This is a genomic window from Variovorax robiniae (assembly GCF_037889955.1).
In the GTDB taxonomy this organism is placed as follows: Bacteria; Pseudomonadota; Gammaproteobacteria; order Burkholderiales; family Burkholderiaceae_C; genus Variovorax; species Variovorax robiniae.
Genome location: NZ_JBBKZS010000005.1, coordinates 36,969 through 62,922 on the forward strand (window position 1 = coordinate 36,969; position 25,954 = coordinate 62,922).

Below are 25,954 nucleotides of genomic sequence, written 5' to 3' on the forward strand. Positions count from 1 at the left end.
CTACTCGAACCAGGAGGGACCGAGCCGCTGGGATGCCAGCCTGAGCTGCTCCGTGAAGGCAGCGGCGGTCTGCCCTTCCCCGAGGTTGCTGTTGCCATTGGGTACATCTCCGTTGTTGTCGTTGGTGCTGACGAGCTGCGCCGGACCGAGGATGAGATCGCCATCGGTGCGCGAGAACAAGGATGGATCGCTGAGCAGCCCGTCCGCGGACAGGCTGACGCGGCCGTGGCGTCCGAGCAGGCGGGCCAGGTCGATCTGGCTGGCGATGGCGCTTTGCCGCACCGCCGTGTGGACGTACTGGCCACCGACGTCGGTGAGGCGGTCGCCCATCGCCTGGTCGCGGCCGTCCAGGCCCTCGCCGATCGAGCTGCTGCGGATGCCCTGGTCGAACACCAGCGCGGCATCGGTGCCGTCGGTCGACAGGCGCGACAGGCGGTTCATCAGCGAATTGCTCTCGACCACGGGCGCGACGAAGATCGCCGGCTGGATGTCCCTCGACAGCATCCCGCCATCGAAGCGCTCAAAGCCGCGCTGGTAGCCGGCCGGTTCCTCGTCGTCGACCGGGATGAAGGGCGCCGCGATGTCCAGGCCGATGCGCAGCTCGGCCTGGTCGGTGCCGCCCGTGCGGTCCGACACGGTGTAGGTGAACACGTCCGTCAACACCTGCCCGGCGCCGGCCTGGGCCTGCACCTCGGGGTTGCTCTGGTCGATGGTGTAGGTGTAGCTGCCGTCGGCGTTGATGACCAGCGTGCCGTAGCGGCCCTGGATCGGCTGGCCGATGGTGCCTGCGGTGCCGGTCTCCGTCTCTGCGCCGGGGCGGATCCCGGAGACGTGCAGCGCGTCGCCGCCATCGATGTCGGAATCGTTGGGCAGCACATTGCCGACGGCCTGCGGCGCCGGTGTCTGGTCGGCCGCGAAGTTGCTGTCGTTGAGTGCGATCGGATAGTCGTCGGCCCCGCGCACGATGATGACCAGGACCGTCTGCGACTCGGCGCCGGCCGCGTCGCGCATGGTGTAGTTGTAGACCTCGGTGAGCGTCTCCAGGCCGGTGCGCAGCGCCTGCACGGCGGGGTTGTCGTTGTCCACCGTGTAGCTGTAGCTGCCGTCGGCATTGAGCACCAGCGTGCCGTAGAGCCCGGCGAGCGGCGCGCCAGCCAGGGCCTGGGCGCCGGCACTGTTGGCATAGCGGTCGACCGCCTTCGTTTCGCCATTGGCCACGCTGTCGACATCGGTGTCGTTGGTCAGCACGTTGCCGGTCGGGTTGTTGCCCGGCGTGGTGTTGAAGGTGCCGCCGGCTTCCAGTGCGAAGGTGGCGTCGGCATGGGCGATCGGCGTGTCGTTGCGGCCGTCGATGGTGATGCGCAGCTCGGCGCTGCGGCCGACGTCGAAGATGTCGTGGACCGTGTAGGTGAACACGTCCTCCAGCGTCTGGCCGCTCACGCGCAGCGCCTGCACCTCGGGCAGCGCATTGTCGAGCGTGTACTGCCAGGTGCCGTCGGCCGCGAGGACGAGGTCGCCATAGGTGCCGCGCAGCGACGCGCCACCCACCACGCCGGCGGTGCCGGTGCCATCCCGGGTGCCGGTGCGGAAATCGGCGACATGCATCGCGTCGCCGTCCGGTTCGATGTCGTTGGCCAGCACGTTGCCGCTCGGGTCGATGCCCGGCGTGGCGTTGTCCAGTCCCCCTGCCTCAACGGCGGTGGCCGCGTCGTTGATGCCGAGCGGCAGGTTGTTGAGGCCTCGCACGACGATGGTCAGTTGCGCGATGTCATCGAGCCCGCCCAGGTCGGTGACGCGGTAGGTGAAGGTGTCCAGCACGAACTGGCCCGGCAGCAGCGCCAGCACCTCGGGTGAGAAGGAATTGACGCGGTAGATGTAGTCGCCGTTCGCGCCGATCACGAGTTCCCCGTACTGGCCCTGCAAGATCGCGCCGTTGGTGCGGTCCGAGCCGACCGGGATGGCGGTGAAGGGAAGCGGCACGCCACCCAACAGCGGATCGGGTTCGGGGCCGACCCTCACACCCGTCCCGGTGTCGACATCGGTGCGGTCCACATCGGTGTCGTTGGCCAGCACGTTGCCGGTCGGGTTGATGCCCTGCGACCCGACCAGCGCCGGCACGGCCAGGTTGAAGTTGTCGTTGGCCACCGGTGCATCCCAGGCGCCCTGCACCACCACCGTGATCTGCGCCGTGTCGCTGGCGCCCTGGGTGTCGTGCATGCGGTAGGTGAAGGACTCGGTGAGCGTGTCGCCTTCGCGCATGCGCTGCACCAGGAAGGCGTTGTTGTCGACCACGTAGCTGTAGGTGCCGTCGGCATTGACGGTGAGCGTGCCGTACAGGCCGGTGACGACCTGGCTGCCAGCCACTGTGGTGAAGGCGCCGCCCGCGGCCTCGGTGCCGCTGCGGATGCCGTCGACCGTCTTGGTGTCGTTGGCATCGACGTCGGTGTCGTTGGCCAGCAGGTTGCCGGTGGGATCGATGCCGGGAGTCTGGTTGAGCGTGCCGCCGGCTTCTTTCGCGATGAGCGGATCGTCGATGGCGATGGGGTCGTCGTCGCGGCCATGGATGGTGACCGTCAGCGTTGCGGTGCTGCTCGCACCTGCCGCATCGACGAGGGTGTAGGTGAAGACTTCGGTAAGCGTGTCGGTCTCGATGCGCAGCGCCTCGACGGCCGGGTTGGCGTTGTCCACCGTGTAGCTGTAGCTGCCGTCGGCATTGAGCGTGAGGCTGCCGTAGGCGCCTGCGAAGGGCGTGCCCAGCGTGCCGAGCGTGAGGCCCTGGCGGAAGCCGGAGACGGCCAGCGTCTCGCCGTTGCCGCCGCTGTCCACGTCGGCGTCGTTGGTCAGCACGTTGCCGGTGGGATTGACGCCCGGCACCGCATTGCCGATGCCGCCGGTCTCCACCGCGCGGGCGGTGTCGTCGACCGCACCCGGCGTGTCGTCGGCGCCCTGGATGGTGATGGTCAGCGTGGCGCGGTCGTTCAGGCCGGCCGTGTCGGCGACGGTGTAGCTGAAGCTGTCGGTGAGCGTCTGGCCATTCGTGCGCAACGCCTGGACCTCGGCCTGGTTGTTGTCGAGGCGGTAGCTGTAGCTGCCGTCGGCGTTGAGGGTGAGCCAGCCGTAGGCCCCGCGCAGTTCGGTGCCGAGGATGCCGGCGGTGCCGGTGCCCGCGGCTTCGGTGCCGGTGCGCACGGTGGAGACGGCCTTCGTCTCGCCATAGTCGATCGGGCCGGCCACGCCGCCGTCGACGTCGGTGTCGTTGGTGAGCACGTTGCCGGTCGGGTCGATGCCGGGTGTGCCGTTGTTGACGCCGCCGGCTTCCACGGCGGTGGCCACGTCGTCCGCGGCCACGGGCGTGTCGTCGGCACCATGGAGGGTCACTGTCAGCGTTGCGGTGGTCGTGGCGCCGAGTGCATCGGTCAGCGTGTAGGTGAAGACTTCGGTGAGCGTGTCGGTGGACGTGCGCAGCGCCTGCACGGCGGCGTTGTTGTTGTCCACCGTGTAGACGTAGCTGCCGTCGGCGTTGAGCGTGAAGCTGCCGTAGCTCGTGGTGAGCGCGGCGCCCAGCGTGCCGCTGGTTGCGCCGAAGGTGTAGCTTGCGATGCCGAGCGCCTCGCCGTTGGTGTCGACGTCGGTGTCGTTGGCGGTGATGACGTTGCCCGTGGGATTGACGCCCGGCGTGCCGTTGGCGATGCCACCCGCCTCCACCGCATCGGCCACGTCGTTGACCGCTACCGGCGTGTCGTTGGCGCCCTGGATGGTGATGGCGAGCGTCGCGCGGTCGGTCTGGCCCGCGGTGTCGATGACGGTGTAGCTGAAGTTGTCGACCAGCGTGTTGGCGCTGGTGCGCAGGGCCTGCACTTCGGCCTGGTTGTTGTCGAGGCGGTAGGAGTAGCTGCCATCGGCGTTGAGCGTGAGCCAGCCATAGGCGCCGCGCAGTTCGGTGGCGAGGATGCCGTCGGTGCCGGTGCCGGCCTCGATGCCGGTGCGCACGGTGGAGACGGCCTTCGTCTCGCCGTAGTTGACCGGGCTGGTGGCGCCACCGTCGACGTCGGTGTCGTTGGTGAGCACGTTGCCGATCGGGTCGGTGCCGACGGTGCCGTTGGCGATGCCGCCGGCCTCGACGGCGGTCGCCGTGTCGTCGGTTGCCACGGGCGTGTCGTCCGTGCCCTGGATGGTGATGGTGAGCGTGGCGGTCGTGGTCGCGCCCGCGGCGTCCCGCAGCGTATAGGTGAAAGTTTCGGAGAGCCTGTCGGTCGATGTGCGCAGCGCCTGGACTTCGGCCTTGTTGTTGTCCAGCGTGAAGGTATAGCTGCCATCGGCATTGATCAGCAGGCTGCCGTAGCTGGTCGTGAAGGCGGTGCCGACGGTGCCCGGGGTGGCGCCCTCGCTGAAGCTTGCGATGGTCAGCACCTCGCCATAGGCGGGACCGTCCACGTCGCTGTCGTTCGCCGTGATGACGTTGCCGCTGGGGTTGGTGCCGGGCGTGCCGTTGGCGATGCCGCCGGCCTCGATGGACACGGCCGAGTCGTCCACCGCGACCGGCGTGTCGTTCGCGCCGTGGAGGGTGACGGTGAGCGTGGCCCGGTCGGTCACGCCCGAGGTGTCGGCGGTGGTGTAGCTGAAGCTGTCGGTCAGCGTGTCGGTGAACAGGCGCAGCGCCTGGACCTCGGCCTGGTTGTTGTCGACGCGGTAGCTGTACGTGCCGTCGGCATTGAGCGTGAGCCAGCCGAAGCTGCCGCGCAACTCGGTGCCGAGCGTGCCGCCAGTGCCGGTGCCTGCCTTGGTGCCGGTGCGCACGCTGGAGACCGCGAGCGCCTCGCCGTTGGCAGGTGCGTCCACGTCGCTGTCGTTGGTGAGCACATTGCCGGTGGGATCGAGGCCCGGCGTGCCGTTGGCGATGCCGCCGGCTTCCGTCGCGCTCGCCACGTCGTCCACGGCGGCCGGCGTGTCGTCCGCGCCATGGATGGTGACCGTCAGCGTCGCCGTGGTCGTCGCGCCGACCGCATCGCGCAGCGTGTAGGTGAAGACTTCGGTGAGCGTGTCGGTCGGCAGGCGCAGGGCCTGCACCGCGGCGTTGTTGTTGTCGACCGTGTAGGTGTAGCTGCCATCGGCATTGAGCAGGAGGCTGCCGTAGGTGCTGGTGAAGGCCGTGCCGACCGTGCCGGCCGTCGCGCCTTCGGTGAAGCCGGCGATGCTGAGCACTTCGCCATTCGCATCGACGTCGGTGTCGTTGCTGGTGATGACGTTGCCCGTCGGATTGACGCCCGGCGTGCCGTTGGCGATGCCGCCCGCCTCGACCGCATCGGCCACATCGTTGACCGCGACCGGCGTGTCGTTGGCGCCCTGGATCGTGATGGTCAGCGTGGCGCGGTCGGTGGTGCCGGCCACGTCGGTGACGGTGTAGCTGAAGCTGTCGGTCAGCGTGTCGGTAGGCAGGCGCAGGGCCTGCACCGCGGGCAGCGTGTTGTCGACCACGTAGGTGTAGGTACCGTCCGCATTCAGCGTGAGCGAGCCATACGCACCGACCAATGCGGTGCCGAGCGTGCCGTCGGTGCCGGTGCCGGCCTCGGTGCCGGTGCGCACGCTGCTGACCGGGAAGGCCTCGCCGTTGGCGGCGGAATCCACGTCGACGTCGTTGGTGAGCACGTTGCCGGCCGGGTTGGTGCCGGGCGTGCCGTTGGCGATGCCGCCGGCCTCCACCGCGGTGGCAGTGTCGTCGGTGGCCACGGGCACGTCGTTGGCGCCCTGGATGGTGATGGTGAGCGTCGCGGTCGTGGTCGCACCCAGCGCGTCCCGCAAGGTGTAGGTGAAGACCTCGGTGAGCGTGTCGGCGGGCGTGCGCAGCGCCTGCACGGCGGCGTTGTTGTTGTCCAGCGTGTAGGTGTAGCTGCCATCGGCGTTGAGCAGCAGCGAGCCGTAGGTGGCCGTGAAGGCGGTGCCCGGCGTGCCGGCGGCGGCGCCCTGCGTGAAGCTGGCGATGCTGAGCACTTCGCCGAACTGGTCGACGTCGGTGTCGTTGGGCGTGATGACGTTGCCGCTCGGGTTGATGCCCGGCGTGCCGTTGGCGATGCCCCCGGCCTCGACGGCTGTGGCCACGTCGTTGACGGCCACCGGCGTGTCGTTGGCGCCCTGGATGGTGATGGCGAGTGTGGCCCGGTCGGTGCCGGCCTGCGAATCGGTGACGGTGTAGCTGAAGCTGTCGACCAGCGTGTCGGTGGCCTGGCGGAGGGCCTGCACCTCGGCCTGGTTGTTGTCGAGGCGGTAGGTGTAGGTTCCGTCGGCATTCAGCGTGAGCCAGCCGTAGGCGCCGCGCAGTTCGGTGCCCAGGATGCCGGCCGTTCCGGTGCCTGTCTCCGCACCGGTCCTGAACTCGGTGACCGCCTTCGTGTCGGCCGTGTCGACATCGGTGTCGTTGGTGAGCACGCTGCCGGCCGGGTCTATGCCGGCGGTGCCGTTGGCGATGCCGCCAGCTTCCACCGCGATCGCGGCATCGTCGACCGCCACCGGGTTGTCGTTGCGGCCCTGGATGACGATGTGAAGCTCGGCCAAGTCGTTCAGCAGGCCGACGTCGCTGACCTGATAGGTGAAGAACTCGTCCAGCGTCTGCCCGGCCTGCAGGCCCTGCACGGCGGCGTTGTTGTCGTCCAGCGTGTACGTGTACGTGCCGTCCGCGGCAATCTGCAGCGTGCCGTAGGTGCCGACGATGGGCGTCGTGCCGGTGGCCGACACGATCGTGGTGAGCGCGCCGCCGGCGGCCTCCGTGCCGGTGCGGATGGCGCTGACCACGTCGATCTCGCCGTTCGCAGGGCTGTCGACGTCCGTGTCGTTGGCCAGCACGTTGCCGTTCGCGGGACTGCCCGCCGTGCCATTGAGCACGCCGCCCGCCTCGATGGCCACGCCGTCATCGTTGGTGGCGATCGGCGCATCGTTGGCGCCCTGGATCGTGATCGCCAGCGTCGCGCGGTCGCTGGTGGCGGCGGCATCGCTCACCGTGTAGCTGAAGTTGTCGACCAGCGTGTTGGCGGTGGTGCGCAGGGCTTGCACCTCGGCCTGGTTGTTGTCGAGGCGGTAAGAGTAGGTGCCGTCGGCATTGAGCGTGAGCCAGCCGTACGTGCCGCGCAGCTCGGTGCCGAAGATACCCGTGGTGCCGGTGCCGGCCTCGTTGCCGGTCCTGAACTCGGTCACGGTCTTGGTGTCGCCCGTGTCGGTGTCGGTATCGTTGGCGAGCACGTTGCCGGTCGGGTCGGTGCCGGGCGTGCCATTCAACGTGCCGCCCGCCTCCACCGCAGTCGCCGCGTCGTCGACGGCCACCGGCACGTCGTTGGCGCCGGTGATGACGATGTGCAGGTTGGCGATGTCGCTCAGGCCGCCAGCGTCGGTCACGGTGTAGCTGAAGGTCTCGTCCAGCGTCTCGCCCGCCTTCAGGCCCTGAACCAGCGGATTGGCATTGTCCGGTGTGTAGGTGTAGTCGCCATTCGCCGAGATCTGGAGCGAGCCGTAGAGGCCGGGGATCGTCGTGGGGCTGCCCGCGGCGACCGGCGTGACCTGGCCGCGATCGTCCTCGGGCACGTCGCGGATACCGGTGACGGTCTTGGTCTCGCCGTTGGCCACCGTGTCGACGTCGGTGTCGTTGGTCAGCACGTTGCCCGTCGCGACCGAACCGGCGGTGCCGTTGTTGACACCACCTGCCTCCACCGCGCCGCCTTCGTCATTGACCGCCACGGGGGTGTCGTTCGCAGGCAGGATGGTGAAGGTGAGCGTCGGGACGGTCGGCGAGGTGTCCGGCGCGCCGGCCTGGTCGGTGACGATGTATTCGAAGGTCTCGGTCAGCGTCTGGCCGCTGGCGCGCAGGGCCTGCACCAGCGGGTTGGCGTTGTCGACGGTGTAGCTGTAGCTGCCATTGAGGTTGAAGGACAGCGTGCCGTAGAGGCCGACCAGATCGACCGGGGCGGTGGGCGACGGCACGGCGGTAGTGTTCGTTCCCACGCTGCGCACGTTCACCAGGTGCAAGGTGTCGGCATTGGTCGCGATGTCGACGTCGATGTCATTGGCCAGCATGTTGCCGGTGGGGTTGACGCCCGGCGTGCCGTTGAAGGACCCGCCGGCCTCGGTCGCGTTGGCGGCATCGGGCACGCTCTGCGGCGGGTCGTTCACCGGGGCCAGCACGATCTGCAGCACGTCGCTGTCCTGCAACTGGTCTTCCACCGGCTCGGCCGGGATGCCGTCGCCATCGGCATCGCCGAAGTTGCCGCGGTCCTTGGTGAGCACGGTCAGCGTGTCGTTGCCGTTGAAGTTCAGCGCGCCGAGGTAGGTGACGTGGGCCAGCGCCGCGTTGAGGTCGGCCAGCGTGCCGCTCAGCGTCATGGTGGCGGTGCCCGTGCCGGTGGTCGTGACGCCGGGGGTGGCCTGCCCCAGGTTGAGCACGCCCTTGGTCACCGTCAGCGTGACGTCCAACAGGCCCGTGCCTGCATCCGCGTCGGCGATGGTGATCGGGGCAATCTGCAGCAGCACGTCTTCGAGGCCGTTCTGCGTGGCGGGCAGCGTGTTGACCGGTGCGTCGTTCTGCTGCACATAGCCCGCGTTGGCCACGGCAGTCGCACCTTCGCCGACCGCCGACACCATCTGGCCGAGCGGCGTCGCGGTGTCGGTGTCGATGCGCACGCGCAGCTCGCCGACGGGCTGCGCCAGCGTCACCGGCGTGGGCGCATCGATGCGGTATTGCCCGGCCGCGAGCGCACTGAAGTTGAAGACGCCGCTGGCGTTGGTGGTCGTGGTGAAGGTGGCGTTGTCGGCCGTGGTGGCCAGGTTGCCATCGGCGCCGCCCCAGGTCAGCGTGACGGTCTGGCCGGCCAGCGCGGGGCCATCCGGCGTGGTGCTGGTGGTGGCCGATGTGGAGTCGTCCCACAGCGTGCCGGTGATGAGACCGAGGCCCGCGCCTTCGGTCAGTATGTAGGTGTTGGGCGGGGTGCCGGTGCCGTTGCGCTCGCCCTCGGTCGTGCCATCGGTGCCGACGGTCGAGCCGCCCCAGGCGGTGAAGGTCTCGGGGAGGCTGCTCCAGGTCAGCGTGGCATCGGTGTTGGCAAAGGCCGCATTGGTGGCGACATCGACGCCATAACGCACGATCACTTCGACGCCGGGATCGAGCTTGGCGAAGTTGACCGTGATGCCACCCGGGCCGGCGTTGAAGGTCACGCCGGGCGGCAACGTGCCCAGCGTGTAGACGGTGCCGCCGATGGACACGCTGGTCGGCGTGAAGGCGGTTGCGCCTGCGAAGCCGTCGACCAGTTGCACGTCATAAGCGGGCGCGGTGCCGTTCTGCGTGAAGCGCACCGACACATCCGCATGGCTGGTTGTGGCGGTCGCATTGGGCGTGAAACTGTCGACCTGCTTGACCACGCTGTTGAAGCCGGGTTCCACCACGGTTTCGAACAAGGTCTCGGCGACCGAACGCACATCCAACGCGCCCACCAGGTGGGATGCCGTGGCCGCCAGTTGGCTGGCCGGACTTCCAAGGTTGGAACCGACATTGGCCACGCGTGCAGAGAACTCGATGGTCAGGCCCTCGAGGTCCGCATCCTGGTCGGGGTTGACCAGTGTGCCGAGCAGGAAGGTGATGACGGTGCGGCCGTTGGCATCTGTGGTGACGGTGATGTCCGATGGATTGAGCGTGGCGGTGGGGGCGGCACCGCTGAGATCCGGCGTGATCGGCAGGGCAATCGCACTGCTGCGGTTTCCCACCACGTTCAACGTGCCGCCCGTGGTCAGCCCGGGCGCGCTGATGATGTTTCCGCCTGTCGAGATGAAGGCAAGATTGACCGTGCCATCGTTGAGGAACTCCAGCCCCTGATCCAGCGTGACCTGGACGCGGTAGTCGTTCGTTTCGCCTTCGCCCAGCGCCGACACCACGCGATAGCGCACGATCTCCCCGATCGCCACCTGCTCGTCCAGGCCGGCCGTGCCGTCAGGCGAAATGGGTGTGTCCGCCAGCCCGCCGACGCGTGACATCTCCACACCGTTGAGCACTTCGATGCGCAGGAAGGCCGCGCTCTGGTAGTCGTTCAGGGCGCCGCCATTGAGCGGTCCGCCCGCGCCGGTGCGCTCGTCGGCCTGCGCCGTGCTGTCAGCGCCGTTCAAGCTGGTCCATTGCACGGTGGCCGTGTTGTCGATGCTGGGCACGTTCTGCGCCGTCGCCGAAACGGTTCCCGTGACGCGCAGGACGATGCTGCCGCCCTTGGCGATGTCGATGTTGGACCCGGTCACGCTTCGCAGCACGCCGCCCACCAGTTCGAAGTCGGCGCCGCCGTTGTTGGTGGCACCACCCGCATAGGTCACCCCGGCCAGCGTCAACCCATTCAATTGGGCCGGCAGCACGTCGTTGAAGCTGATGTCGTAGGCATCGAAATCGGTGGCGCCGCTGCCGTTGGTGATGGTGATCGTGTATTCCACCGGGTCGCCGAAGTCGACGCCCAGAGGCGGAAGCGTGTTGGTGGCCTGCGTGATGGTGAGCGTGGGCTCGCGCACGGTGACCGTGGGCGCTGCGTTGGAGCGCGGGATGATGCGTTCGATCGGCGTGCTGCCATTGGGCGTATCGCTGTCCGGGTCGCTGTAGACCGCCTGGGCGTTGTTGGCCAGCGTGGTGCCGGCCTGATTGGCGGCGACGTTGTCCGCGATCAGGCGCACGCGGATCACGAAGCTGTTGTTGCCCGCGACGTTGTCGGCCGCCGTCGAGTTGACGGTGAAGGTCATGCGCGCATCGACACCATCGGCACCCGCCGTGCCACCGATGCCGGCCACTGAACCGATGGTCAGCGTGCCATTGAAGTCGGCGGTGAGCGCGGCGCTGCCGGCCGCGGTGGTGATGAGCTGGTAGCCGGTGCCATTGAAGCTCATGTCCAGCTTCATACCGGGCGGTACGAGATCGTCCACGCGCAGGTTCTGCGCGGTGCCTTCGGGCAGCGTGACGACGATGTCGTAGAGCATCGACTCGCCGATCACCACGTCGGCCCCGGTGGTGCTGGCCGAACTGGAATCCGTGTCGTCCAGTGTGCCGTCAGCGAAGACCTTGGTGACCACCGGCACGGCCACCTGTTCCAGCGCCACCTCGGTGAGATCGGCCGGTGTGAAGTCGCCGCCGCCGGGTGCGCCTGCGTAGTTGCTCAGCGTGGCGGTGCTTTGAAGCGTGCTGCTGGTCGGGATGGCGGCATCGACCACCACGTCGTAGGTGATGACGACCACGTTCGCGCCGCTGGTGTCGTTGGCGCTGCCGGCCCGCCCGGGCAGCAGCGACGCGAAGTCGACCGGATCAAGGAAGCTGACGGTGTTGCCGGTGATGCTGTAGTCGGTGCCGAGCACCAGCAGCGTGCCGTCGCCGCGGTAGACCTTGGCCGTGTTGGACAGCGCCCCGCCGACGAAGCTCAATCCAGGCGGCAGGGTGATAGAGGTCACGACATCGAAGGCCCCGCCGCCGCCGGTGTTCTCGATGGCCGTGGCCATGCGCAGCGTATCGCCGCCATCGAACCCCTGCACGTCGCCATTGACGGCCAGCGGCGAGGTCACGCTGCCGGTGAAAGGAACGCCGGCGCTGCCCGGCGCGGCCCAGGTGCCGGTGGTGCCGGTGATGGAGCCGCCGGTGCTGGACACCACGCCGTGCGAGATGCTGAGCACGGGCTCGGCGATCGACTGGATCACCACCGCATCCTGCGAGATCAGCTCGCTCTCGTCGATAGTGGAGATCTGGTCGGATTGCGCCTGCGCGGTCACCGAGCGCTGGTCGCCGAAGGGGATGTCGCTGACCCTCAGCGTGAACTGCACCTCGATGCGCGTGCCGTCCACGCCCGGGTTCTCGTTGTTCCCGAAGTTGAAGATCACCGAATTGCCCGCGCCGTTGGTGACGCTCGCCAGCGTGTCGGGACTCGTGTGGCCCGGGCCGAGAATGTACTGGCCCTCGCCGGTGCCCTGGCTCCATGTCACGGTGGACAGGTCGAACAGCGGCAGTGGCAGGTAGCCGGTCAGGAGGAACTGCTTGTAGTCGCCCGTGACCAGGTCATAGCTCATCTGGAAGGTGACGATGTCACCGGGATGCAACTCCACGGTGCCCGGTGGCGTCGCGCCATTCACGTCGACGATCTGGATGTCGACGTTGCTCGGCGTCACCACGACGCTGGCGCTGTCGTTGTCGGTCGCCGAGCCGCCTGTGAGATTGACCCTGTCTTCCAGCAGCGTCGCGGTGATCGTCGCGTTGTTGCTGACCGCATCGCCCTCGTTGACCGGTTCGGAAGCGCGCACGCCCGACAGGTTCTGGCCGATGACGGTCCGGTAGGTGATCGTCATCGTGGTGGCGCCATCGCGCACCGGATCGAAGGCCAGGTCGCCGGCGAGCGCGCCGGTGGTCTCGCCGGCATTGCGCAGCGTCTGGCCGATGTCCAGCGTCAGCGTGGTGGTGCCATCCACATGCGGGGTCACGGTGGACACCATCGGGGCGGTCCTGGTCACGCCGCCCACGTTGTAGCTGAGCACGCCGCTGCCGGCGACGAAGGTCTGGCCATCGCTCAGTTCGTCGACGGCGTTGAAGCCACCCTGCGTCAGCACGTTCTCGCCGAAGGCGAAGTAGTCCGACATGTTGACCTGGATCGTGTAGGTCAGCGTGTCGCCCGGCGATGGCTCGGGGCTGCCGACGTTGGTCGTGACCGCGGCATCCTTGTAGATCGCGATCGGCTGCGCGACGAAGGTCGCATTGCCGCCGACCCCATCGGCCGTCACGGTGCCGGACGAGGTATCGCGCGGATCGAGCGGCGTCCAGTTGCCCTGGGCCGAAGGCGGTGTCACCGTGATCGTCACCGGCGCACCGCTGACGGGATCGATCACCGGCACGCCATTGGCATCGACCTCCGGCACGTAGAAGTTCACCGTGCTGACGGCCGTGCCGGTCAGCGTGGCATAGGTGATCTCGTAGTGGCTGATGTAGGTGCTCGCGGTGAACGCGGCCTGGATGTCGGCGGGCGCGGTCAGCACCGTGCCGGTCGCGGTCGTGACCGAGGTCAGCACGCCGCCCGCGCCGGGCGTGATGCCGGTGACCATGATGTTGTTGGGCACGTCCTGGCTGATGACCACGTTGGTCACGGTCTGGCCTGCGGCCGCACTGGCCGACACCTCGATGGTGTGCGGAAAGTTCGGCCCGGTGACCGTCTGCCCATCGGTCATCGGAACCGATTGCGACAGGCTGACCACGGTGGGATGGATCGTGAAGTCGTGCGTGCCGACCTCGATCAGCGGCGGGTCGATGGACGGATCGTCGGCCGACTCGTTGCCGAACTGGAAGCCGCCGCGCGCCTTCACCAGCAGGTTGGGCGCCGGGTCGGAGACGCTGGTGTCGGCGAGGTTGCTCAGCTGTGCCGTGACGACGATGTCGACGGCAGGCTGCCCGTTCGTGATGCTGGCATTGGGCAGTTGCAGCACGACGAGTTGATCGCCCGCGCGCATGCCGTAGTCGGCCGCATGCAGCACCAACGGCGCGCCGGTCGCGTCCTCGGCCAACGGATGCGTGGCATCGCCATTGGCATCGAAGGTGACCGTGTAGGTCTTGATCGCCACGCCCAGGTAGGTGGCCGACACGAAGGTCGCGCCGTCGTCGCCGTCCTTGCCGGTCGCGGGGATGAAGAGGTCGATGAAAGGCGCGAAGCCCACTTGCGTGGAAGGGTTGGTGAAGCTCGCCGTGAAGGTGAATGTGCCGCCCAGCAGCACGTCCGATCCTGCCGAGGACAAGGACACGGTCGGGGCCGCATCGGCCAGCAATCCGCTGAATCCGGCAAGGGCCGCCGCGTTGATCGCGATGGGCTTGTCGATCACGCCCGCGGTGGTCTCCAACGTCCAGTTGCCGCCCGCGGCTGCGCTGCCGGTGTCGTCCTTCGACGCGGCCACGTCGGCGCCGGTCCAGCGCGCGATCTCGTTCACCAGCGACTGGCCGACCGCGCCCGCGCCAACGTCGCAACCATAGAGCTGGATGTCCGCACCGGCCTTGAGCGAGCCCTGCCATGCCTCGAGCTTCGGTGCGAGCTGGTCGACGTTGTCGGCGGTAATCGTGCGATTGCCCAACGTGAACTGCCCCGCCGCGCCATGCGACAGGATCTGGATCGAATCGACCTGTCCCAGCTTGCCGAGCGCATCGGTGATGGCGGCCAGCCCGTCTTCATTGCTGTTGATGCGCAGCACCGTCACGCCCGGTGCGGCTTGCGCGCCGAGCTGGCCGAGCGGATCGACACGGCTGTCGACAACGAGCAGCGTGCGTGCTGGCGCGGGCGTGCGCACGGCCTCGGCCGAAGGCCTCGTCGCCACCGCCACATGGTCGTTGGCGCTGTCGGCGGAATGCGTGGGGTCTGTGTGATGCTGGTCGACCGCCGTGGCGGCCGCACCGTCGAACATGATCCGGGGCTCCAGCGCCATCGCCTGGCTGCGGGGCTTGAAATGTCTCATGTTCATGCTCATGCGCGAGTACCCCCAGTGATGGCGGCTTGCGCCGCCGGACCAAGTCGACCTCGATGCCGCGCAAGGCCCGCCGCCAGTGACGCCGGGTGTACGCCAAGCGTATGGACTCGCGCAGGCATGAACCAAATTCTACGTTTCATTGACAATTCAAGATAGTCAACGACAAGGCGCTTCCTCCGGGCGGCAGGGCTCGATTGAAGAGGCTGGATGCCGCGGCCCGACCGTGCATGGCCAGGCGCCGGAGAGCCGCGGCATTCATGCGACAGGAGGATTCCTCGCCGCATGAAGGGCCGTCATGCGGCTACGGATTGACCACGACGTAGTTGACCTGGGAGCCCACGTACTGCGGCTGGTAGTACGCCCCCCCGCACTGCTGGTACGTGATGCCGTTCATCACCACCGGCACGCACGAGGGCGGCAGCGTGTTCACCACCGATCCGACCACCGCCGCCGTGACCGCGACCGTGGCCGTCACGGCCGCCGCCGTGGCGATCGGATGGTAGTCGTCGTAGACACCACCACGGCCGCCGACCACGTTGACGTTGCGGTTGACGTTGACATTGGTATTGCGGTTGACGTTCGCGTTGACGTTGCGATTCGCGTTGACGTTGGCATTGCGGTTGACGTTGGCATTGCCGCCGCGATTGACGTTGGCGCCACCACCACCACCGTGGTTGACGGAGGTGCGGGCGCCGCCACCGTGGGGACCGCCGCCGCCGCCCGGCCGCGCGTCGACCTGGCCTGCGATACCCAGGCCGGCGCATGCAACGGCCACGGACAAGGCGCTGCTTGCGGTGAACGAAAGGAATCTGCTGTGCTGTTGTGTCATGGCACGTCCTTGCAATGAATGTTTGATCGGGTCCATGGGCCGGGGCCTACTTGCCCGGGTTCTCGACCGTTCCATCGGACTTCTGGATCGCAATGCGCGTGCTGCCCGCAGGCGCCTTGAAGTCGAAATCGCTGGCCGGGAATGAGGCCACTGTCTTCCAGCGCATCACCACCGTATGCTGGGGCCGGGCCGGGTCGGAGGTCGTGACGATCACCAGCTTGCGCGGCAGTGGCGTGTTGCCGCGCTGGATCCAGATCTGCCAGTCCACATCGTCCTGCCGGATGGCGAACTGGTCCGTCAGATTGCCATCCACCGCAGACACGCCGAGGTAGGTGGCGCTCTTGATCGACGAGGTGTCCATCTTGCCGCTGTCCCACGAGAACATGTCGGCGGCCGGCACATCGATGTCGTACTTGTCGTTCAGCACGCCCACCACTTCCTTCAAGGTCGGCGGGGCCTGCACCGTCGCGTAGTACTTGGTGCGCGGGCTGTAGATGCTGGCGGTCTTGCCGTTGTAGTAGAGGACGTTGCGATCGCCGCGGTCGTTGTTCATGTCGACCTGCAAGCCGTCCGGACGGCGCACCTTCAACCGGGCGGTGCGGCCCAGCTGGGCCAACTGGCCGTTGTCGAGCGCATCGTCCGTCAGCGAGTAGGTATCGAGCTGGAAGGTCTTGAGCGTGCGCAAGTAGGCCGACATCCGGTCGAGTGCCTTCAGCACCTCGGGGTCGACCGCATCGGCGGCGGGTGCGGCTGTCGCCGCGGCGGGTGCGGCCGCGCTCGCGCCCGCCGGGGGAGGAGCGGCAGCGGGCTTCGCCGATGCACCAGGTGCGGCAGGCTGCTGCGCGCAGGAAGCCAGCAGGATGCAGGCCGCGGCGCCCAGGACCGACAACTTCAAGGACTCGAAAGTACGAAACATGGAAGTTCCCTTCAGGTGATCATTTCGACGACTGACGGGCCACCATACGATCCGCGGAAGGCAGGCGCAATTGCACCCTTGGGCAGTTTCGGCGCTGCCGAGCGCAACGGAACCCGTTGTCAGCGGCGTGATATCGAGGGGAGTTGCCGCAAGGGCAAGGAGAAGCGGTCCGAAAGAAACCTGCGCGTCGACATTGCATCGACGATGGCCGCGCCATGCAGGGCGGCCTGGTGATCCCCGAGGGATCGGCGCTCGACAGGGCGTCGAGCGCACGGCCCGCCGGGTCGGCGGGCCGTCTCGGGATCACTCGAACTTCAAACCCTTGGCCGCGTCGGTCATCCAGGCGACGTCGCTGACGATGGCCTTGCGGAACTCTTCCGGCTTGCTGGCGTTCATGATCAGGCCCAGGGCTCCCAGGCGCTCGACCACCGCGGGCGCCATCACCGCCGCACCCAGGTCGCGCGACAGGCGCTGCACGATGGGCGCCGGCGTGTCGGCATGCGCGGCGAAGCCACCCCAGAAACGCATGGGCGGCACCGGCAGGCCGAGTTCGGCCATCGTTGGCGCATCCGGGAACTGCGCCACGCGGGCCGCGTCGATCGTGCCGAGCACCTTGACCTGGCCCTTGGGTGCGAACTGCATCGCCAGCACCGACGGGATGATGGTGAACGAGACCTCGTTGGCGACCACGGCCTTGATCATGTCCGGGCCACCCTTGTAGGGCACCGCCATGCCGGTGAAGCCGAGCGCCTTCTCCATCTGGGCGATCTTCAGGTGTTCGCCGCTGCCGGGGCCGGGCGTGCCATAGCTCAGCTTGCCGGGGTTCGCCTTGCCGTACTCGATCATCTCCTTCATCGTCTTGAAGGGCGAATTCGGTGCCGCGATCACCATGAACGCCGTCTCGCCGGCCAGCGTCAGCGGGGCGACCTGCTTCGTCAGGTCATAGCGCTTCTGCACCACCTGCGCGGCGACCATGCCGCTGTTCAGGTGAATCAGCGTCTGGCCGTCCGCGGGCGCCGACAGCAGGCCCTGCATGGCGATCTGGAAGATGCCGCCCGGGCGGTTGTCGATGATGGCGACCTGCTTGGTCTGCTTCTCGTACTCCTGGGCAATGGCTCGCGCGGCAACGTCGGCCGCACCGCCCGCGGGCAGCGGAACGATGATCTTGAGCGGGGCGCGGGCCGCTTCGCCCTGTGCGAGCGCCGGAAGCGCCAGGCTGGCGCCGAGGCCGATGGCCGCCTGCAGCAAGGTGCGGCGCTGGATTCGGGTTGGAAGTGTCATGGGTTTGTCTCTTGGGTTCTTGGAAAAAAGGCGATGCTATTCGTCACCTGCCGGGGCCATGCCGCCGCGTCGAGCGGCTTCTGTCGGAAGGACGACACTTTTCCGCGGGTTCCGGCGCGGCTTCCAGGCGAACTCAGGGTAATCCCTGAGCCGCGCCTGTATTGCAAGCTCAGGCCGTGCCCAGCACGGCACCGACGATCGCGTCGTTGCCCGTCGACTGGATGTCGCCGCTGGCCTGCAGGTCGCGTCCGCTGGCGTCGCGGCCGATCAGGCGGGCCCAGGTGTCGAAGCTCATGCGGATCGACGCATCGACCTTCGTGCCGGCAGCCGGTGCGCCGTTGGCGATGACGACCACGCCGTTGCGCAGCAGCAGCGTGTAGTCGTTGTCGGGCTGCGAGAAGTGCAGGTGCAGGGTCTTGTTGCCGTCGGCGCTGAGCGAAGGCGGCAGGCTGAAGCGCAGGCCGTTCACGTAGGTGATCGGCGGCATCTGCTTGACCATCGCGGGGTTGATGATCTTGAAGGGCGTGACGTCGGTGTTGCAGTGCCCTTCGAGTTCACGCGCCTGCGTGAGGCACCAGCTGCGCGTGTTGGCGGCGGTGGTGACCTGCGCCATGCCGCGCAGCGCGTCGGCCTTGATCTGGCGGAACTCGGCCTCGCGCGGGCCGCCGTTCTGCATGCCCCAGGTCGCCATCTGCGCGACCCACGCGAATTCACGCTTGTCCACCGCGGCGCGCGTGGCGCTCAGGTAGGCGTCCTCTCCACCGGCCAGTTCAACGATGCGGCGTGCCTCGTCCGCGCCGGTGACCGGGTGCAGCCTGGCCGTGTCCTTGCCGAACCAGCCCACCATGCCGGCATACACCTGGCGCACGTGGTAGGGCAGCTCGCCATAGTGCTGGCCGGTGAGGCGGCCGTTGGCCAGCGATGCGGGCAACTTGATGGTCTGCGCCAGTTCGTCGGGCGACAGGCCGGCGTTGATGCCGCTGATGGTCTGGTCGTAGATGTACTGGATGGTGTCGCGGTACTCGGTGAGGACGCGGGCAATTTCTTCGCGGCCGCTGATCGGGATGCCGTGCACGCCGATCAGGTGCTCGGGTTGCAGCTCGAGCATCTTGTCGAGGCCGCGCAGCAGTTCGATCGGGTTGCGGTACAGCTCGCCGCGCAGCGTGTAGATGTTGAACATCGCGGGCCAGGCCACGTTGTTGATCACCGTGCGGGTCTCCGGCAGCCAGATCAGCACCGTGTCGTCGGTGTCGCCCCAGGTGTGGAAGAACTCGAACTTGACGCCGTCAATCTCGGTGGCCATCCCATCGGTCGTGGTGTGGGTGGGGCGCACGAAGCCGGTGGTCGGCTTGTACTTGTCCATCTCGTAGAAGAAGGGGCCCAGGCCCATGTGCGGCATCGAGTCGGGACCATCCACCGGCAGGTGCAGGCCGAACTGGATCGCCACGCGGCGCATCATGAAAGGCGACAGGTCGCCGATCATGCGGCTCATGTTGCGCATCATGTCCGGGTGGGCCCAGACCGGGATCTTGCCTTCCTGCTCCAGCGGCAGCCAGGTGCGCGAGCCGAAGACGTAGTGGCCGTGCGTGTAGACCAGCGCGCTGAGCGGCTTGTTGCAGACGGCCATCAGGTCTTCCTTCTGCGTGACCGACTGCTCGACGCAGTCGCCGGTGTCGACCACGATGACGCCGGTCTTGCCTTCGATCATCGTGCTGTTGCCCAGGCACGCGCCGACGTGGCACCAGACGCCTTCGGCGACCTTGTGGGCCTTGCGCTCGAACTGTTCGGCATGCTTGGCGAAGCTGGCGTTGACGACTGCGCCGCGGGCGCCGGTGACCACGTCGACCGGAGCGCCCATGTAGGGGGAAAGCGTTGCGTTCATGATGTTTGTCTTCCTTGTGTTTGTAGATTCAGTAAGCGGGGGCGGGGCGAAGCAATTTGGTGGCCGAGCCTTCGGGGTCGACGATGAAGAAGCCGACGATGCCGCCGACGATCATCAAGGCGCCGGTGAGGGCAAAGCCGTGTTCGAAACCGATGGCGCCGGGGGCGGCCTGGATCAATGCGCCCGACACGGCGGGCGCCATCACGCCGGCCAGCGAGGCAATGGAGTTGTCGATGGCCAGCACGGCGCCGCGGCGCGACGTCGGGGTCACCTGCGCCAGCATCGCCGGGCCGAGCGAATAGATCGCGGTGGTGAGGCCGAAGGCCACGGCGAACAAGCCGATGCGCATGGCGCTGCTGGGTGCGTCCAGCATCATCATGGCCATCAGGATGCCGGCCACGATGAGGGTGATGCTGGCGAAGCGGCCGCGTGCATCGCGAGAGCTCCAGCCCTTGTCCAGCATCTTCTGCGACCACATCGAGATGGCGATCACCAGCGGGATGCTCACCGCGACGACGATGCCGTAGAGGCGGCCGGCCGCGACGTTGTCATAGCCCAGGCCCTTCTGGAAATAGGCCGGCAGCCAGGTCAGCGATGCCGACAGGCCCCAGTAGCCGACGAAGTGCAGCAGGAAGTTGCCGTACACCGTGCGGTCCTTGAGCACGCGGCCCAGCGGCACCTCGGTGGCCTTGGCCCGGGCCTCGGCAGCGGAATCCTTCACGTCGAGCTTGCCCTCGGCGCCGACCACCATCCACACCAGTGCCCAGACCACGCCCACGGCGGCCAGCACATAGAAGCTCATGCGCCAGCCATAGTGCGCGGTGATCAACGGCACTGTCATGCCGGCCAGCAGCAGGCCGACCGCGCCGCCCTGCGAGAAGAAGGCCACCGGCAGGTTGCGCTTGTTGTCGGGGAACCACTTGTAGGCGGAGTGGATGGCCACGGGCCAGGCCGGGCCTTCGCCGGCGCCCAGCATCACGCGTGCGCCGATGATGACCGCCAGCGACGAGCTCAGCGCGATCGGCAGCTGGAACAGCGACCAGGACAGCGCCATCACGAACAGCATCCACTTGGTGGACAGCCGGTCGGCGAGGAAGCCGCCGACGATGCCGGAGACCGCGAACAGCCAGAAGAAGCTGCTGCCGATCAGGCCGAATTCACTGGGCGAGAGCTTCAGGTCCTCCATCATCGGCACGGCAACCAGGCCCAGCACGATCTTGTCGGCGAAGTTCACCAGGATGAACACCGTCAGCATGGCGGCGATGCTCCATGCGCGCGCGGGACGATATTTTTCTTGAGCAGTCATTTTTTTGTCTCCGATCTCTTGTGACGCGATGCGATCAGGTCAGTCGCTGGAGCGCGGGCGGCGCATAGCTCTGATCCAGCATGTCCGGCCCCGGCAGGTAGGTGCGCAGGAACAGGTTGAAGCCGGTGCGCGGCGTGGGCAGCCAGTTGGCATGGCCTTCGTCGGTGGGTGCCTCGTTCTGCATCAGGATTTCCAGCGAGCCGTCGGGGCCGTACTTCAGGCCTTCGGTGTTGCTGGCGATGGAGTAGCGGCCAATCGGGTTGTCCACCAGGCAGAAGCGGTCGTCGTACAGCGTGATCGACCAGAAGGCCTTGGCCTTCGGAATCTGGTCGCGCTCGAAGCGCAGCATGTAGCGGTTCTCGCCGTTGAGTTCCTGACCGCTTGCATCCGTGAAGGTGCGCAGCTTGGTCGATTGCTCGATCCAGTGCTCGACGATGCCCGAGAAGGCCTGCGGCGAGGCGCGGCCCACGTAGTCGCCCACATTGGCCATGCGGCCCCAGTTCTTGTCGCCCCAGAACCAGGTGTTGACCACGGGCGTGTCGCCACCGGCCTTGGCCACCTTGGCCAGCAGCGCCGGGCCATCCACGAGTGCGCGGGCCAGGCCGCGCTTGGTGGCGTCGTCGAGGTCGTTGAGCGGCATGCGGGCGAAGGGGCCGAGGCCGATGCGGCCGAACAGGCGCATCAGCACCTCGTGGCTGGCCGGCGGCGGGTTCTCGCACATGGCGGCGTGCATGGTGTGGAAGTCCGCGAGCGGTTGCTGCGGCGCCGTGGGCACGAGCACTTCGCGACGCTCTTCGGCCTTCGTGCCGGCCAGCCAGTTGGACAGCGGCGTCAGCTTGCACTTCGCCTGGATCTCGCGTGCAGCGGCCAGGTCGTCGCCGCCGGGGGTGGACACACGGGCCACGGTGAACACGCCGGGCGTGGTCGAGCGCATGATGGTGTCGATGCCCGCGGGCTTCTCGCCTTGCCAGCCGGGTGGCACGATGAGGCAGGTCTGCGCCTTGCCGTCGTTGACGTTGCCGCCCACATAGCCCAGCAGGTCGGAATAGAACTCTGCCAACTGGATCGTCACATAACGATCGCCGCAGGCCGGTGCCTCGAGCACCACGGGCTCGCGCGACAGGTCGACCCAGGCGATGGAATAGAGGCCGTCGCGGTAGGGCGAGCCGCCGTACTGCAGCGTGTGGTCCGCCAGCACGGGGATGTGGAAGAAGGTGTTGAGCGGCATGTCCACCGAGCCCTGGGGACGCATCACCATGCCGAAGCGCAGCTTGGCATAGTGCATGGCGGGGAAGCCATAGGCATAGGCTTGCATGCCGAGGATGTAGGCGTGGTCTTCGCGCCAGTCGGTGGCGCTGTCGAGCGTGTTCATTGGTTTTGTCTCCTGTTTGGATGGCCTGCGGCGGGGGGTGCCGAACGGCGTTTTGCGTGTCTGAAAAATTGTAGAAATCCCCCTGCCAATGCAGACACATTGCCGATACAGTTCTGTCGGCATGACGACAGTTCGCAAGGGTCTTGACGCTTATTGGCCGCTCGCGCGGTCACTGCTGATGCGCGAGCCGGGTTTCGACCGATGCAGCGTGGAATCCATCGATGCCTTGATGGAAAGCGCGAGGCTGGCCAGCGTCGCGCGGGGCGAAACCGTACATCTCTACGGTGAGCCGCTCCAAGACCTTGTCATGGTCGTCGATGGGGTATTGGAAGCCGGCCGCCGCATCGGCACGGGGCGGCGCCACCTGGTCGCATTCACCTACCCGGGAATGGTCCTCGGCTTCCTTCCCTGCGTGGACGGCGGCCCCATTCCGCACGACACCGTGGCCCATGTGGCCAGCGTCATCCTGCTGATGCCTGTCGACGCGGTGCGCAAGCGCAGGCAAATCGACGCATCGGTTCGCCAAGCCTTCGAGATCCAGTTCGCCGACCGGATCCGGCGCCTGTACGACGGGCTCGCGGAAAGCAACATGCTGCCCTTGCGCCAGCGCTTGGCCAAGCTGTTGCACACCCTCGTCGGCAGCCATGGCCGCAAGACCGGCGTCGAATGGCATATCGAACTGGACGTGCCGCAATCCGACCTGGCGGATCTGCTCGGCGCCGCGCGCCAGAGCGTCAACGAGGAGCTTCGGGAACTGGAACGCGAAGGGGTGGTGCGAATGGCCCGCTCGCGCATCACGGTGATCGATCTGGTCGCCCTGCGCGCCCGCGGGCCGCGAGGTGAGGTGGTGACGGTCGAGCGCGCTGCGGGGGCAGAAGCGACAACGGGTCCGGGGACGCAAGCGCCGGCCAATCCCTGAGCTTGCGAGGCCGCGTTTTCACGAGCACGGTCTGGTACATGAACGTCTTTGCGGAAAACCCATGGTTCCAGAGCCTGCCCCCGGCCGAAGCCACCGCACTGCTGGCCGCGGCCACGACGAGGCAACTGGCCCCCGGCGAATTCCTCTACCACCAGGGCGACATGATCGAGCCCTCCCAGGCGGCCTTCTTCGGCGTGGCCGGCGGCATGCTGAAGCTGTGCATCCTCCATCCCGATGGCAATGAGGCGATCCTCACGATCACCGAGCCAGGCAACTGGGTCGGCGAGGTGGCGCTGCTCGACGGCATGCGACGGGCGCACACGGCGGTCGCGCCGGTGGAGACACGGCTGCTGGCGGTGACCGCCGGCAAGTTCAATGAACTGATGCAGCGCGCGCCCTTCGCCCATGCCGTCGCGAAGCTGGTGGCGGCCCGGCTGCGGATGACCTACGGCCTGATGAGCGACTCGGCCCTGCAAAGCACGCAGGAACGCGTGGCGCGCCGCCTGCTCGTGCTGGCGCGCGGCGACATGACGGAAAGCGCCGACGAGCGAAGCAACATCACCACCTCGCAGGACACGCTGGCCATGATGCTCAGCATCAGCCGGCCTACGCTCAACCGGGAATTGCAGGCATTGGTGAAGCTCGGCGCCATTGCGCTGCGCTACGGGCACATCGAGATACGCGACCTGTCGCTGTTGCAGCACAAGGCAGAGGGTCGCAACGTCAAGTGACTGTGCCCAGGATCAGGCCCAGTCATAAGTAGTTACCCTGATTCGTCAATTTTGGACAGTCCGGCCGGCGCCGGCCTCCTAAAGTCCTGTTCACGCGCGCCGTCGCCCCTGGCTTCCTGCCTGGCTGCCGACGGTCGTCGCACCCCACCCCACCCGAACAAGACGAGCCCCCGCGGCTCGAGGAAAGAGACATGCAAGCTTCCGCGCTCACCACCATCGGCCTGCCACTGGCATTGGCCATCATCATGCTGGGCCTCGGCCTGCACCTTCGCATCGAGGACTTCAAGCGGATCCTCGTGCAACCCAAGGCGATCCTGATCGGCCTCATGTGCCAGGCCGTGCTGCTGCCCGCCCTGTGCTATTTCCTTTGCAAGGCGCTGGGCCTGCCCGCCGAACTGGCCGTAGGCATGATGCTGCTGGCCGCTTCGCCCGGCGGCATCACGGCCAACCTGTATTCGCACCTCTTCAAGGGTGACGTAGCGCTGAACATCTCGCTCACCGCCATCAACAGCGTGCTGTCCATCGTCAGCATCCCGGTCATCGTGAACTTCGCGCTGGAAAGCTTCATGGGCAGCCAGGCCTACATCCCGCTGCAATTCCAGAAGACGCTCGAAGTCATCGTGATGGTGCTGACGCCGGTCGCGATCGGCATGTTCATCCATGCGAAGTTCCCGCGCTTCTCCGCGAAGATGGACAAGCCGGTGAAGATCGCCTCGTCGGTGATCCTCACGCTGCTGATCGTGCTGGTCGTGATCAGCCAGTGGAAGGTGCTCATGGACAACATCCAGGTCGTCGGCACCGCCACGCTGATCTTCAACGTCGCCAGCATGCTGGTCGGCTATTTCGCCGGCAAGATCACCCGCCTGACCGAAGGCCAGAACCGCGCCATCGCCTTCGAGATCGGCCTGCACAACAGCACCCTGGCCATCTACCTCGCGCTGGTCGTGCTCAAGGACGGCGCCATGTCCATCGCACCCGCCATCTACGGCCTGGTCATGTTCTTCACCGCCGCTGCCTTCGGCTGGTGGGTGAGCCGTGGACCGGCACCCGTGCCCGCGCTCGCGAAGTAACACCCAACAACAAGACCCAAGGAGAGAACCCACATGACGGCAACCAGGCCCGCGACCCTGACCTTCAATCGCATCGAGGCACGCCCGGTCGTGATCAAGCTCAAGCGCCCTATCCAGGCGCGCATCGGCAGCGTCACCGACTTCCCGGTGATCCTCATCGACTTGCACACCAACGAGGGCATCGTCGGCAAGAGCTACCTCGAGCCCTACGTGGTCAGCTCGATGAAGTACCTGATCGCCATGCTGAACGACCTCAGCGTGGCGCTCAAGGGCCGTCAGGTGGCACCGACAGAGGTCTACAACGTCGCGCGCAAGTCGCTGCATCTGGTGGGCTATCAGGGTCTGTCGACCATTGCCGTCGCAGGGCTGGACATGGCGGCGTGGGATGCGCTGGCCAAGGCCGCGGACATGCCGCTGTGCACCTTCCTCGGCGGCTCGGTGGGCCCGGTCAATGCCTACAACAGCAACGGACTGTGGCTCGTGCCACCGGAGTCGGCCGAGCAAGAGGCAATCGAGTTGCGCGACGAAGGCAACTTCACCGCCCTCAAGATGCGCATGGGCCGCGAACACCTGCGCGACGACCTGCGCACGCTGGAAGCGGTGCGCAAGGGCGTGGGCGAGGACATGCGCCTGATGGTCGACTTCAACCAGTCGCTGCACATCGCCGATGCAATGCTGCGCCTGCGCGTGGTCGACGACCTGGGCTTCGAATGGATCGAGGAGCCGCTGCTCTACGACAACTTCGACGGCTATGCCAAGCTGGCCAGCGACCTGCGCACGCCGCTGCAGATGGGTGAGAACTTCTACGGCCCGCTGGACCTGCACCGCGCGCTCCAGATGAAAGCCTGCGACCTGGTGATGCCGGATTTCATGCGCATCGGCGGCGTGACCGGCTGGATGCGCGCCGCAGGCATCGCGGGCACGGCCGGTGTTCCGATGTCCACGCACTTCTACCCCGAGGTCGGCGCGCATGTCATGCGCGTGACCGAATCCGCACACTGGCTGGAATGGATCGACTGGGTGAACCCGGTGTTGCAGAAGCCGTACGAGGTCAAGAACGGCCAGGTGGTGATTCCGGACGCGCCGGGCCTGGGCATGGAATGGGACGAGGACTTCGTCCGCAGCGCATCGATCGAACTGTAAGAACACGAGGGACAAGAACATGAC

11 protein-coding genes are annotated in these 25,954 nt (G+C 67.1%); 4 read left to right on the plus strand and 7 right to left on the minus strand.

Features of this window, described 5'->3' with window-relative positions:
• The 7 genes from WKW79_RS13540 to WKW79_RS13570 form a co-directional block, all read right to left on the minus strand.
• Positions 1 to 14,469 (minus strand): VCBS domain-containing protein, encoded by a 14,469-nt coding sequence (locus WKW79_RS13540; RefSeq protein WP_340335689.1) that lies wholly within the window; start codon positions 14,467 to 14,469, stop codon positions 1 to 3.
• Positions 14,470 to 14,782: 313 nt separating this feature from the next.
• Positions 14,783 to 15,310 carry a hypothetical protein gene (locus WKW79_RS13545; protein ID WP_340335690.1) on the minus strand — a complete coding sequence of 176 codons (528 nt, stop codon included), beginning with the start codon at positions 15,308 to 15,310 and terminating at the stop codon, positions 14,783 to 14,785.
• A 46-nt stretch (positions 15,311 to 15,356) separates the two neighbouring features.
• A complete protein-coding gene (locus WKW79_RS13550; protein ID WP_340335691.1) occupies positions 15,357 to 16,226 on the minus strand; it encodes a DUF2092 domain-containing protein in 870 nt (289 codons plus the stop codon).
• A gap of 303 nt (positions 16,227 to 16,529) precedes the next feature.
• Positions 16,530 to 17,507, minus strand: a complete 978-nt coding sequence (locus WKW79_RS13555) for a Bug family tripartite tricarboxylate transporter substrate binding protein (protein WP_340335692.1) — start codon at positions 17,505 to 17,507, stop codon at positions 16,530 to 16,532.
• A 169-nt stretch (positions 17,508 to 17,676) separates the two neighbouring features.
• Positions 17,677 to 19,389, minus strand: a complete 1,713-nt coding sequence (locus WKW79_RS13560; protein WP_340335693.1) for an alkyl sulfatase dimerization domain-containing protein — start codon at positions 19,387 to 19,389, stop codon at positions 17,677 to 17,679.
• A 28-nt stretch (positions 19,390 to 19,417) separates the two neighbouring features.
• Positions 19,418 to 20,695: an MFS transporter gene (locus WKW79_RS13565; protein ID WP_340335694.1), complete on the minus strand. Its 1,278-nt coding sequence runs from the start codon at positions 20,693 to 20,695 to the stop codon at positions 19,418 to 19,420.
• A 34-nt stretch (positions 20,696 to 20,729) separates the two neighbouring features.
• Positions 20,730 to 22,067: a DUF1254 domain-containing protein gene (locus WKW79_RS13570; protein WP_340335695.1), complete on the minus strand. Its 1,338-nt coding sequence runs from the start codon at positions 22,065 to 22,067 to the stop codon at positions 20,730 to 20,732.
• Positions 22,068 to 22,188: 121 nt separating this feature from the next.
• Between WKW79_RS13570 and WKW79_RS13575 the strand changes: the two genes are divergently transcribed.
• The 4 genes from WKW79_RS13575 to WKW79_RS13590 all read left to right on the plus strand — a co-directional run bounded on the left by WKW79_RS13575 (position 22,189) and on the right by WKW79_RS13590 (position 25,930).
• Positions 22,189 to 22,986, plus strand: coding sequence for a Crp/Fnr family transcriptional regulator (locus WKW79_RS13575; protein ID WP_340335696.1), 798 nt, complete (start codon positions 22,189 to 22,191; stop codon positions 22,984 to 22,986).
• 38 nt (positions 22,987 to 23,024) lie between these two features.
• Positions 23,025 to 23,717 (plus strand): Crp/Fnr family transcriptional regulator, encoded by a 693-nt coding sequence (locus WKW79_RS13580; RefSeq protein WP_340335697.1) that lies wholly within the window; start codon positions 23,025 to 23,027, stop codon positions 23,715 to 23,717.
• Between the two features lie 191 nt (positions 23,718 to 23,908).
• Positions 23,909 to 24,787 carry a bile acid:sodium symporter family protein gene (locus WKW79_RS13585; protein WP_340335698.1) on the plus strand — a complete coding sequence of 293 codons (879 nt, stop codon included), beginning with the start codon at positions 23,909 to 23,911 and terminating at the stop codon, positions 24,785 to 24,787.
• A gap of 33 nt (positions 24,788 to 24,820) precedes the next feature.
• On the plus strand, positions 24,821 to 25,930 hold the full coding sequence (locus WKW79_RS13590; protein ID WP_340335699.1) for an enolase C-terminal domain-like protein: 1,110 nt from the start codon (positions 24,821 to 24,823) through the stop codon (positions 25,928 to 25,930).
• Positions 25,931 to 25,954 lie beyond the last annotated feature (24 nt).